Raw genomic sequence first — 11,300 nt, forward strand, 5'->3', positions numbered from 1 at the left:
CGTTGATCACGCTGCCCCGCCGGGGATCCTCAAGATCCCCGACAGAGTCAGCGTCGAATCCTTCATCCGGCCGGGCCTCCCGCGTCACACTTCGACCTGAAACTCCCACCAGGCCTTCAAGGCGCCGCAGTCCGATGGCGGCCTGATCCGCCGGACACCCCTAGAGGTACGGGCCTCCGGTGCGGCCCGCCGTTCCGCCCTCTTCCTCCTCGTGGCCGCCGGCGCCCGGGGGCAGGGCGCGGCGCATCTGCTCCAACTGGGCGCGGGCCGCCATCTGCTGGGCGAACAGCGTGGTCTGGATGCCGTGGAAAAGACCCTCCAGCCAGCCGACCAACTGGGCCTGCGCGATCCGCAGTTCGGCATCCGTCGGGGTCGCCCCGTCGGTGAACGGGAGGCTCAGGCGCTCCAGTTCCTCGACCAGCTCGGGCGCGAGGCCGTCCTCGAGCTCCTTGACCGAACTCTTGTGAATGTCCTTGAGCCGCGCGCGGCTCGCCTCGTCCAGAGGTGCCGCCCGCACTTCCTCCAGAAGCTGCTTGATCATGCTGCCGATGCGCATGACCTTGGCGGGCTGCTCGACCATGTCCGTCACCGGGACCTCCCGGGACTCCTCGTCGCCATCGCCCCCGCCGAGAGCCATTCCGTCCTGGCCCACGACCAGGATCTGAGGGTTCTCCGGTGACCTGTCGTTCCTCGGCATCTCCATACCGCCATTCTGTCCCACACCGACCCCCCGCTGGGGCGGCACCCCACTGTCGGGTGACCAAGGCGCTCTGGGCACAACCGTCAGCGCCCGCCCGGGCTTCCAGGACAGACCCGGTCCAGCAATCTCAGCCCGCCCCGGAGCCCAGAACGAGCCCGGTCCAGCAATCTCAGCCCGTCCGGCGTTTGAGGACGAGCGCGTTCAGCGCGAGAGGGGGCAAGGGGCGAAGCCCCAGGTGTCCCACCCACCCCGTGGGTGCCCCGCACAAGCGGACCCGCCCACCCCTGGGCCCCGCCCACCCCGTGGGTGCCCCCAGAGGTCCGGGGGCTACGCCCCCGGCTTCGGGAAGGGGCGGGGTGGGGAAAAACTCATCCGCGCCGAAGCCGCACCGCCAGCGACCCCAGCCCCAACCCGATCAACACCAGCCCCGTGCCCAACGGCAGAACGACCGGGGCCGCATCCCCCCGCCCCATACCGGCCCCCGACGCACCGCCCATGTCCTGAGCCGCCGCACCCCGGGGAACCTGACCGAGACGCTGAGGCAAAGCCTCCGTGTCCACAGTGGACGTGGACGCGGGCGTCGCCCTCGGCACAACGGGCACGGACGTGGGCGTGGGCACAGGCGCGGACGTGGACGCGGGCACCGACATGGGCGCGGGCACCGACGTGGGCTCGGGCGCCGACGGCGGCTCCGACGACGCCCCCCGCCGCACCTCCCGCCCAGGCCGCTCCCGCCCCTCACCCGGCCGGCTCCCCGCCCTGGATGCCTCCACCCCGGGCGTGGCCGGCCGTTCGGAGCGGGCGGCCGACTCACCCACGTAGGAGCCGCTCCCATGCACCTGAGAGATCCCGTACGCCCGCGGGAGGGGCAGACAGACCAGCGCGACGGGCAGCAGGACGAGCCCCACCATCAGCAGCAGATCCCTGAACCGTCCGCTCATGGTCCGCCCCCTCCCGGTCCGGATCGCCAAGAACGCAAAGAACGCCAAGAAGCCGTACCGCCAGCGTCACATGACGTGAGATTTCCGGCATCTCGGCCGATTCTGGGCCACCAGGACCGGGGGGCGCCCGCACGGCGCATGCCTCAACCCACGACCGGCACCGCCTCAACGTATGACCCGCACCGCCTCAGCGAATGAGCAGCACCTTCCCCACATGCCCGCCCTGCTCCAGGACCCGGTGCGCCTCGGACGCCTCGCTCATCGGCAGCGTCCGGTCGATCACCGGCCTGATCCGCCCCGCGCCGATCAGCGGCCACACATGCTCCCGCACGGCCGCCACGATCGAGGCCTTCTCGCCGAGCGGACGCCCCCGCAGCGAGGTCGCGGTGATCGCGGCCCGCTTGCCGAGCAGCGTGTTGAGGTTCAGCTCGCCCTTCACCCCGCCCTGCAGCCCGATGATGGCGAGCCGACCGCTCACGGCCAGGGCCTGCACGTTCCGGTCGAGGTACTTCGCGCCCATGATGTCGAGGATGACGTCCGCGCCCGCGCCGTCCGTCGCGGCCTTCAGCTCTTCGACGAAGTCCTGTTCGCGGTAGTCGATCAGGATGTCCGCGCCGAGTTCCGCGCAGCGCTCCAGCTTCTCCTTGCCGCCCGCCGTCACCGCGACCCTCGCGCCCACGGCCTTCGCGAGCTGGATGGCCATCGTGCCGATGCCGCTGGCCCCGCCGTGCACCAACAGCGTCTCGCCGGGGCGCAGATGGGCCACCATGAACACGTTCGACCAGACGGTCGAGACGACCTCGGGCAGCGCGGCCGCGGTCACCAGGTCGACCCCGTCGGGAATCGGCAGCAACTGCCCGGCCGGTACGGCCACTTGCTCGGCGTAGCCGCCACCCGCGAGCAGCGCGCACACCTCGTCGCCGACCGCCCAGCCGCTCACGCCGGGCCCGAGTGCGGCGATCCGCCCGGAACACTCCAGGCCCGGGTACGGGGACGACCCGGGCGGCGGGTTGTAGAAGCCCTTGCGCTGCAGCAGATCGGCACGGTTGACCGCACTCGCGGCCACCTCGACGAGCACCTCGCCCTCGGCCGGCACGGGATCGGGGACCTCGGCCCACTGGAGCGCTTCGGGTCCACCGGGTTCAGGGATCGTGATCGCAAACATGAGGCCGAGGCTACTCGTCGGCCCCTGCCTCCTACTGCTGCGGCAACGGTCGCGTATCCGGCCGCTGCGGAGCCGAAGGCGTCGCGCGGACGATGGTGATGAGACGGTCCGTCAGCTCCAGTGGGGAGGCCGCCGGGTCGTCGTAGGCGAGCAGCCGGTGCCCGCGCAGAACGCTGACCACCAGGTCCTCCGTCTCGCGCACGCTCTTGCCGACCTCGGCCTTTATCACCGGCCGCTCCACCAGATCGAGCCCGGAGCCCTGCTGGATCAGGTCCTCCATGACCGTGCCCGCACTGGGGCTGAGCACCGAGAGGCCGAGCAGCCGCCCGGCCGCGCTCGCGCTGGTGATGACCGCGTCGGCGCCGGACTGGCTCAGGAGCGGTGCGTTCTCCTCCTCCCGTACCGCCGCGACGATCTTCGCGCGCCGGTTCAGCTGGCGGGCGGTGAGCGTGACCAGGACCGCCGTGTCGTCGCGCTGGGGTGCGACGACGATCTGGTTGGCCTTCTGCAACTCGGCGTGGAGCAGGACATCGCTGCGGGTCGCATCGCCGACGATGCCGACGAACCCCTCGGCGGTGGCCGCCTCGATCACCTTGCTGCTGGGGTCGACCACCACGATCTGCGTCTTCTTCAGACCCGTGGCGCACAGGGTCTGGATCGCCGAACGGCCCTTGGTACCGAAGCCGATGACGACGGTGTGGTCACGCAAGGAGGACCTCCAACGGTTCAGCCGCCACTCCTCCCGGGTGCGCTCGGTGAGGACCTCGAGAGTGGTGCCGACCAGGATGATCAGGAAGAACACACGCAGGGGTGTGACGATGAAGATGTTGACGATACGGGCGAAATCGCTGGCCGGGGCGATATCGCCGTAGCCGGTGGTGGAGAGGGTGACCGTCGCGTAGTAGAAGGCGTCGAGCAGGTCGACCTCGCCGTCGACGCTGTCGCTGTAGCCGCCGCGGTCCAGCCAGACGAGCATCGCTGTCGTGAACAGGATCGTCAGCGCCATGCCGACGCGCTTGGCGACCTGCCGCAGCGGCCGTTCGACGACGCGTTTGGGCAGATGGACGCGGGCGTTGACGAGGCGTTCCTCGGCCTCGCGCGCCATCACGTCTCTGCCGTGCTGTTTCACGTGAAACATCCCTCCGGTGACAGCTGCAACAGCGGTGACAGCGCCCATGGCAGGTCGAGGATCTCCAGTTCCTGCCCGGGCATCGCCCCGCCCGGCGGCACCACCGCGAGCGCGTCGGCGGCAGCGATCCCGCGCAGCATCGCGGGCCCGTTGTAGTGCAGCGGTACGGCTTGTTCCGGGCGCTCGCCACGCAGGACGACCGGCACGAGGCGGGTGTCGTACGGGTGGCCCTGGATCTCGTCCCGGGTGGGAGCGTAATACGGCGCGGGGGCCGGGCGGCCACCGAGGCGGCGCAGCAGCGGCTCGGCGAGGGTGAGCAGACCGGAGACCGCGGCGAGCGGGTTCCCGGGCAGGCCCACGAGGTGGCGGCCGCCGGGCAGAGCGGCCAGGAGCATCGGATGGCCGGGGCGCACCTGCACGCCGTCCACGAGGAGTTCGGCGCCGAGCCTGCGCAGGGTCGGGTGCACGTGGTCGACCGGTCCTGACGCGGTGCCGCCGGTAGTCACGACGAGGTCCGCGGGGGACTCCTCTACCGCCTTGAGCAGGGCGTTCGCATCGTCGCCGAGGCGCCGTACGGAGATCACCTCGGCGCCGAGGCTGCGCAGCCAGGGCGGCAGCATCGGGCCGAGTGCGTCCCGGATCAGCCCCTCCTGGGGAAGCCCCTCGGTCAGCAGCTCATCGCCCAGGATCAGCACCTCGGCCTTCGGCCGGGCGGCGACCTCGAGACTGTCGTAGCCCGCGGCGGCCGCGAGGCCGAGGACGGCGGGCGTGACCAGGGCGCCCGCGGGCAGCAACTGCTCACCGCTGCGGCACTCCTGGCCGCGCGGGCGGATGTCCTGGCCGGGCACGACCTCGCGCTGCGGGTGCAGCCCGCCGTGTTCGTCCATCACCCCGTGCTCGCTGCGCAGGACGGCCGTGGCCTCCTGCGGCACGCGGGCGCCGGTGGCGATCCGTACCGCCTCGCCGTCCGCAAGCGGACTGGGGCGGTCGTGCCCGGCGAGAAGCGCGTCGGGACGCACATCCCAGGGGCCCGGCCCCGCCACGGCCCAGCCGTCCATGGCGGAGGTGTCGAAGGAGGGGAGGTCGGTGAGGGCGGTGAGGGGGGTGGCGAGGGTGTGGCCGAGGCTCGCGTCGAGGGGGAGGGGGGTCGGGGTGGCGGTGTGGGTGTGGGAGCCCTGGGTGGTCCGGGGGGTGGCGAGGGAGCCCTGGGTGGTCCGGGGGGTGGCCTGGGTGGCCTGCGCGGCGGGTCGGGTGGCGCGGGCTGCCTCGGCGGCGGCTCGGGTGGCGCGGGTGCGGGCTTGCGGCCAGGGGGTGGCGTGCGGGTGACGGGGTTTCCGGTGAGCCGAGTCGCCGGAGTGGCCGTGCTGACCGGAGTGGCCGTGCTGACCGGAAGGCGGCTGGTGGCCCGGGTGGGTGGGGTGCGGCTGGTGTTCCGGACGGTCGGCGTACGTGGGGTCCGGGTCCTGGGCGGAACGCCCAGCCGGACCAACAGGCGAACCCCTGTGCCCGGACACCTCGTTGACCAGGGCGAGGGCCTCGTCGACCTCCGGGTCGGAGTCCTCGGCGGGGAGGTGCTCACTCGGTGCCGAATACCGGCGCGGCGGCGCGCTGTCCGGGCTGCGGCGGCGGCCCGGACCGGGCACGGGATGCGCGGTCATTCGGCGGCCGGCTTCTGCCCGGGACGGTCCACGTCCGGCTGGTCCGCGGCCGGGCGGTCCGCGGCCGGGCGGTCCGCTCGCGCCTGGTCCCCGTCCGGTCGGTCCTCGTCGGCCCAGCGGGCCGCGAGGGCCACGGCCTTGCGGCCCGCCTCGGCGACCGCCTCGGGGCCGCCGCCCGCGCGGGCCGCCGCGTAGCCGACCAGGAAGGTCGTCAGCGGCGCCGCGGGCCGGGCGACGCCGTGGGCGGCATCGCGCGCGAGGTCGAGGAGCAGGGCGGTGTCGACGTCCAGGTCGAGACCCAGTTCGTCCTTGACTGCGGTGATCCATTCATCCAGCACGCGTTCATGCTCCCTGATCCGTGCCCGGGCTTCGGCGATGTCCTCCCAGGTGTCGCAGTCGAACGCGGCACGGGAGTCCTCCGGCTCGCTCACCCGGGTGAGCGCGAGTCCGGTGGTCAGCAGTCTGAGCGGCAGCCCGGTGAAACCATCGTGCTCGGCGTACAGCCGGTCGAGCCCGCGCCGCAGCGCCGAACGCCGGTAGACGGCGACGAGAGGCTGATCACGCCCGCCCGCATCGGTGAACAGCGCACCGTCGACGGGCGTCCCGGCGGCTTCGAGCGCGCCGAGGAGAAGGCCGACAGTGGAGTCGGCGAGGAAAGGGAGGTCGGCGGAGAGCACCAGGACGAGAGGGTCGGCCGCCTGTCCCCGCACGGCGTCTGCCCGCTCCCGCACAGGCTCTCCCCGCGCCCGCAGGGCCTCCGCCCGCTCCAGCGCCTCGACGCCCGCCGCCAGCGCGGCCAGCGGCCCGCCGCCCGGCGGGTCCTCGCGCGCCCATACGACGGGCCGCGACGTGGACCGCGGCGGCGCGACGACGACCGTGGTGCCCGCCGCCGCGCAGGCGGCGAGCACCCGGTCGAGCAGGGCACGCCCGCCCACCTGCACGGCGGGCTTGTCCACACCGCCGAGGCGCTTGGCGGCGCCTCCGGCCAGCACTACGGCGTCATACGCGGTCACCCGACGAGTATGAAGGCACGGTGGATCTCTGCGGCCCCCTCGGGCGGTCGGACGCGGAGGGACTTACGTCACTACGTGCCCGCACCCGGTGCCCCACAGGAAACGGCACCGGTGCCCCACGGGCAACGGCAGCCGCCGCCTCACAGGCTCCGCAGCAACACCGCCGGCTGCTCCACACAGTCCGCCACGTACCGCAGGAACCCGCCCGCCGTACCCCCGTCGCACACCCGGTGGTCGAAGGTGAGCGACATCTGGACCACCCGGCGCACGGCCAACTCCCCCTGGTGCACCCAGGGCCTGGCCACGATCCGCCCGATGCCGAGCATCGCTGCCTCGGGGTGGTTGATGATCGGTGTGGAGCCGTCGACGCCGAACACACCGTAGTTGTTGAGCGTGAACGTGCCGCCCGTCAGCTCGGCGGGCCCGAGCCGCCCCTGTCTGGCCTGCTCGGTCAGGCGGGCGAACTCGGCGCTCAGCGACTCGGCGTCCCTGGTGTGCGCGTCCTTCACCACGGGCACCACGAGACCGCGTTCGGTCTGCGCGGCGAAGCCGAGGTGCACCCGGTCGAGCCGGATGATCTCCCGGGCGCCCACGTCCACCGTGGAGTTGAGCTCCGGGTAGCGGGCGAGCGCAGCCGTGCAGATCCGCCCGAACAACGCGAGCAGCGAGATCTTCGGCCCGCCCGCCGCGTTCATCGTCGTGCGCGCGGCCATCAGCTCCGTGGCATCGGCGTCCACCCAGACCGTGACGTCGGGTATCTCGCGCCGGCTGCGCGACAGCTTGTCGGCCACGGCACCCCGTACGCCACGCAGCGGGATCCGCGTACCCTCCGCGCCGCGGTGCGTCACGGGCGCGCTGGAGGAGGCGGTGGAGCCGGTGGCCGAGGCGGCGGAGGGGGCAGCGGCGTGGGCCCGCTGCTCGGCCGCCCGTACGGCGGATTCGACATCGGCGCGCAGGATCAGCCCCTCGGGCCCCGATCCGGTCATCTCCCGCAGATCAAGACCGTGCTCCCGTGCCAGCCTCCGTACGAGAGGGGAGATCACGGGGACGGGCCCCTCGAAACCGGCATCCACGGATCCGGCGCCCGTGAACGCGGCCCCCGGCCCGGCCGCGGACGCAGACGCAGACGCAGACGAGGGCACGGAAGCAGACGCCGCCGCGGGCGCAGGCGCCGACTCGGGTGCGGCGACGGACCTGGACGCGGGCGCGGGTGAAGCCCCGGAGTCGGGCGCGGAACCGCCCCCCGCCCCCGAAGCCGCCCGTACCCGCCGCCGACGCGCGGGCGCGGCTCCCGTGCCGTACCCGACCAGAACGTTCCCGGACCCCTCGGCCTCACCGGCCTCGGCGCCCCCGGCCGCCCCCTTGGCAGCACCCGCAGCACCATCCGAGGCCCCGGTACCGGCCTCGACATCCGCCCCGGACGAAGCCCCGACGGCCACCGTCAACAGCGGTGCGCCCACCGGGAGTTCCGCCCCCTCCTCACCGAAGCGGGCCGTCACCACCCCGGCGTATGGGCACGGCACCTCGACCATCGCCTTGGCCGTCTCCACCTCGACCACCGGCTGGTCGATGGTGACGACATCGCCCACCGCCACCAGCCAGCGGACGACCTCCGCCTCGGTGAGCCCTTCACCGAGATCGGGCAGCTTGAACTCGAGCACCTGCGCCATCAGCCGACACCCCCCGTGGAATCCGACAGGCCCGAGGAGGCCGCCGGGCCGACCGGCCCCTCCGCCTCCCACTGCAGCCGCGCCACCGCGTCCAGAATCCGGTCCACGCCGGGCAGATGATGCCGCTCCAGCATCGGCGGCGGATACGGGATGTCGAAGCCTGCGACCCGCAGCACCGGCGCCTCCAGGTGGTGGAAGCACCGCTCGGTGACCCGCGCGGCGATCTCGCCGCCGGGCCCGCCGAACCCGCTCGACTCGTGCACGATCACCGCCCGGCCCGTGCGCCGCACGGAGGCGCAGACCGTCTCGTCGTCGAAGGGCACGAGCGAGCGCAGGTCCACGACTTCGAGATCCCACCCCTCCGCCTTCGCCGCCTCGGCCGCCTCCATGCAGACCGGGACCGAGGGCCCGTACGTGATGAGTGTGGCGCTGCGCCCCGTCCTGCGCACCGCCGCCTTGCCTATCGGTTCAACGGCCGTCGGCGCCTCGGGGTTCCAGGAATCCTTCGACCAGTAGAGGCGCTTGGGCTCCAGGAAGATCACCGGATCGTCCGAGGCGATGGACGCCCGCAGCAGCCCGTAGGCGTCCTCGACCGTGGCCGGGGCGACGACATGCAGGCCGGGGGTGGCGATGTAATACGCCTCGGAGGAGTCGCTGTGGTGCTCGACGCCGCCGATCCCGCCGCCGTACGGCACCCGGATGGTCAGCGGGAGGCCCATCGCGCCCTTGGTGCGGTTGCGCATCCGCGAGACATGCGAGATCAGCTGCTCGAAGGCCGGGTAGGCGAAGGCGTCGAACTGCATCTCCACGACGGGCCGCAGCCCGTACATGGCCATGCCGACCGCGGTGCCGAGGATGCCCGCCTCGGCGAGCGGGGTGTCGGTGACGCGGTCCTCGCCGAACTCCTCGGCGAGTCCGTCGGTGATCCGGAAGACGCCGCCGAGCGTGCCGACGTCCTCGCCCATGACATGGACGTTCGGGTCCTCGGCGAGCGAGTCCCGCAGCGCCCGCTGCAGGGCCTGCGCCATCGTGGCCGGCTTGCTGCCGGCCTTCTTGGCGGTGCCGGCGGTGGTGGCCGTGGTCATCGCTGCTGCTCCGCTTCCGATTCCGCATCCAGCTCGGCCCGCAACTGGGCTGCCTGCTCACGCAGTTGGCTGGTCTGCTCGGCGTACACATGGGTGAACAGGTCCATGGGATCGAGCACCGGATCCGCGTTCATCCCCTGGCGCAGCCGGGCCGCGAACTCCTCCGCGTCCTCCCGTACGGCCTCGATCCGCTCTTCGTCGAGCAGTCCGCGGCCGGTCAGCTCGCGCTCCATCAGATCGATCGGGTCATGTCCGCGCCAGGTCTCGACCTCGGCCTCGCTGCGGTATCGACTCGCGTCGTCGGCATTGGTGTGCGCGTCCATGCGGTACGTGACTGCCTCCACGAGCGTGGGGCCCTCGCCGGAGCGCGCCCGGCGCACGGCCTCGCCGAGCACTTCGTGCAGCGCGGCCGCGTCGTTCCCGTCGACCAGGCGGCCCGGCATCCCGTAGCCGACGGCCTTGTGGGCCAGCGACGGGGCGGCGGTCTGCTTGGCGAGCGGTACGGAGATCGCGAAGCCGTTGTTCTGGACGAGGAAGACGACCGGGGCCTTCCACACGGCCGCGAAGTTCAGCGCCTCGTGGAAGTCGCCCTCGCTGGTGCCGCCGTCGCCCACCATGGCGAGCGCCACGACGTCATCGCCCTTGAGGCGGGCGGCGTGGGCGAGGCCCACGGCATGCGGGAGCTGGGTGGCGAGCGGGGTGCTCAGCGGCGCGATGCGATGTTCGTACGGGTCGTAGCCGGTGTGCCAGTCGCCGCGCAGCAGGCCCAGCGCCTGCACGGGGTCGAGGCCGCGGGCCACGGCGGCGAGCGTGTCGCGGTAGGAGGGGAACAGCCAGTCCCGCTCTTCCATGACCAGCGCCGCGGCGATCTCGGCGGCCTCCTGGCCGGTGGTCGACGGATAGACGGCGAGGCGGCCCTGCTTGGTGAGGGCGGTCGCCTGCGCGTTGTATCTCCGCCCGCGCACCAGCTCGCCGTACAGCTTCAGGAGCAGCTCGGAGTCGGCTTCCTTCGCCCTGCCCGTGCCGAGCACCCGGTAGGGCTCCGGGTCCGGCAGCAGCGGAGCGGGGTCCGTGCGGGGCTTCCAGGCGGGCGGCGGCGTGGGGCGGCCGGCCTCCCGCTGCTCCATCACCGGTGTGCTGTGTTTCGTGCGCGTGGACACCGCTTGCACCTCCTTGTGGGAGCGGTGTGGCCGCTCCTCGTGGGAGCAGCCTTCGGCAGCGCGGTTGTGATGCGCCTCACCAACCGATTGTTCGGTCGTCGGCACATTTTGGCTACAGGCCCCTCCAGGCTGTGGACAAACGGTTCTCCACAGCCTGGGATAGACGCATAACGTCCATGGTAGGGAGGCGGGGGGACATGGCATCTGAACGAATGGCCGAAGACGGAAGCGGAACCGGATCCGGAACCGGACGGGCACCCGAGCAGCCCGCCGCCCTCGCGACGGACGGCATGGAGGAACCGCCGCGACCGCTCGACTCCATCGACCGGTCGATCCTGCGGATACTGCAGACGGACGGTCGCGCCTCGATACGCTCCGTGGCCGAACGCGTCCACGTCTCCCGCGCCAACGCCTACGCCCGTATCAACCGCCTCATCGACGACCGGGTGATCCGCGGCTTCGGCGCCCGCATCAACCACGAACGGGCAGGCCAGGGCGCCTCCGCGTACATCACCCTGAAGATCGTCCAGAACTCCTGGCGCACGGTCCGCGAGCAGCTGCGCGCCCTGCCGGGTGCGGCACACATCGCGCTGGTCAGCGGCGATTTCGACGTACTGCTCCTCGTCCACACCCCGGACAACCGCACCCTGCGGGAACTCGTCCTGACCCGGCTGCAGTCGATCCCGGAAATCCTGAGCACGCGGACGCTGCTGGTGTTCGAGGAGACGGACCTGGATCCGGCTCCTCAGGGGTGAGATCCGGCTCCTCAGGGGTGAGCG

At 72.4% G+C, this 11,300-nt stretch carries 10 protein-coding genes; 2 read left to right on the forward strand and 8 right to left on the reverse strand.

All coding sequences use genetic code 11. The annotated features are described in order from the left end of the window. Positions 1-160: 160 nt before the first annotated feature. On the reverse strand, positions 161-703 hold the full coding sequence (locus tag ACLF6P_RS01605) for a bacterial proteasome activator family protein (protein ID WP_415947462.1): 543 nt from the start codon (positions 701-703) through the stop codon (positions 161-163). A 549-nt stretch (positions 704-1,252) separates the two neighbouring features. Here ACLF6P_RS01605 and ACLF6P_RS01610 point away from each other — a divergent pair. Continuing rightward, positions 1,253-1,522 (forward strand): hypothetical protein, encoded by a 270-nt coding sequence (locus ACLF6P_RS01610; protein WP_415947463.1) that lies wholly within the window; start codon positions 1,253-1,255, stop codon positions 1,520-1,522. A 306-nt stretch (positions 1,523-1,828) separates the two neighbouring features. Here ACLF6P_RS01610 and ACLF6P_RS01615 read toward each other — a convergent pair whose 3' ends face one another. The 7 genes from ACLF6P_RS01615 to pdhA form a co-directional block, all read right to left on the reverse strand. Further along, positions 1,829-2,806: an NAD(P)H-quinone oxidoreductase gene (locus tag ACLF6P_RS01615; RefSeq protein ID WP_415947464.1), complete on the reverse strand. Its 978-nt coding sequence runs from the start codon at positions 2,804-2,806 to the stop codon at positions 1,829-1,831. Between the two features lie 31 nt (positions 2,807-2,837). Then, positions 2,838-3,944, reverse strand: a complete 1,107-nt coding sequence (locus ACLF6P_RS01620; protein ID WP_415947465.1) for a potassium channel family protein — start codon at positions 3,942-3,944, stop codon at positions 2,838-2,840. Further along, on the reverse strand, positions 3,932-5,593 hold the full coding sequence (locus ACLF6P_RS01625) for a molybdopterin molybdotransferase MoeA (RefSeq protein WP_415947466.1): 1,662 nt from the start codon (positions 5,591-5,593) through the stop codon (positions 3,932-3,934). Before ACLF6P_RS01625 ends, ACLF6P_RS01620 begins: the two co-directional genes overlap by 13 nt. Beyond that, positions 5,590-6,606, reverse strand: a complete 1,017-nt coding sequence (locus ACLF6P_RS01630) for a DUF6457 domain-containing protein (RefSeq protein WP_415947467.1) — start codon at positions 6,604-6,606, stop codon at positions 5,590-5,592. The genes ACLF6P_RS01625 and ACLF6P_RS01630 overlap by 4 nt, the downstream gene beginning before the upstream one ends. Positions 6,607-6,746: 140 nt before the next feature. Further along, the gene (locus ACLF6P_RS01635) at positions 6,747-8,276 is read right to left on the reverse strand and encodes a dihydrolipoamide acetyltransferase family protein (RefSeq protein WP_415947468.1); all 1,530 of its coding nucleotides are present in this window, start codon (positions 8,274-8,276) and stop codon (positions 6,747-6,749) included. Continuing rightward, complete coding sequence (locus tag ACLF6P_RS01640; protein ID WP_415947469.1) at positions 8,276-9,361, reverse strand: alpha-ketoacid dehydrogenase subunit beta; 1,086 nt, start codon at positions 9,359-9,361, stop codon at positions 8,276-8,278. The genes ACLF6P_RS01635 and ACLF6P_RS01640 overlap by 1 nt, the downstream gene beginning before the upstream one ends. Continuing rightward, complete coding sequence (pdhA, locus tag ACLF6P_RS01645) at positions 9,358-10,488, reverse strand: pyruvate dehydrogenase (acetyl-transferring) E1 component subunit alpha (protein ID WP_415947500.1); 1,131 nt, start codon at positions 10,486-10,488, stop codon at positions 9,358-9,360. Before pdhA ends, ACLF6P_RS01640 begins: the two co-directional genes overlap by 4 nt. 230 nt (positions 10,489-10,718) lie before the next feature. Here pdhA and ACLF6P_RS01650 point away from each other — a divergent pair, with 230 nt between their 5' ends. Continuing rightward, positions 10,719-11,276 (forward strand): Lrp/AsnC family transcriptional regulator, encoded by a 558-nt coding sequence (locus tag ACLF6P_RS01650; protein WP_415947470.1) that lies wholly within the window; start codon positions 10,719-10,721, stop codon positions 11,274-11,276. Positions 11,277-11,300: the final 24 nt, after the last annotated feature.

Origin of the sequence: Streptomyces lothianensis (genome assembly GCF_047779955.1) — a bacterium.
Taxonomy (GTDB): domain Bacteria; phylum Actinomycetota; class Actinomycetes; order Streptomycetales; family Streptomycetaceae; genus Streptomyces.

Bases quoted from the DNA above. Each gene is read 5' to 3' on its own strand.
- ACLF6P_RS01620 (WP_415947465.1), bottom strand. From the start codon at position 3,944: ATGTTTCACGTGAAACAGCACGGCAGAGACGTGATGGCGCGCGAGGCC.
- ACLF6P_RS01650 (WP_415947470.1), top strand. From the start codon at position 10,719: ATGGCATCTGAACGAATGGCCGAAGACGGAAGCGGAACCGGATCCGGA.
- ACLF6P_RS01615 (WP_415947464.1), bottom strand. From the start codon at position 2,806: ATGTTTGCGATCACGATCCCTGAACCCGGTGGACCCGAAGCGCTCCAG.
- ACLF6P_RS01640 (WP_415947469.1), bottom strand. From the start codon at position 9,361: ATGACCACGGCCACCACCGCCGGCACCGCCAAGAAGGCCGGCAGCAAG.
- ACLF6P_RS01605 (WP_415947462.1), bottom strand. From the start codon at position 703: ATGGAGATGCCGAGGAACGACAGGTCACCGGAGAACCCTCAGATCCTG.
- pdhA (WP_415947500.1), bottom strand. From the start codon at position 10,488: ATGGAGCAGCGGGAGGCCGGCCGCCCCACGCCGCCGCCCGCCTGGAAG.
- ACLF6P_RS01625 (WP_415947466.1), bottom strand. From the start codon at position 5,593: ATGACCGCGCATCCCGTGCCCGGTCCGGGCCGCCGCCGCAGCCCGGAC.
- ACLF6P_RS01635 (WP_415947468.1), bottom strand. From the start codon at position 8,276: ATGGCGCAGGTGCTCGAGTTCAAGCTGCCCGATCTCGGTGAAGGGCTC.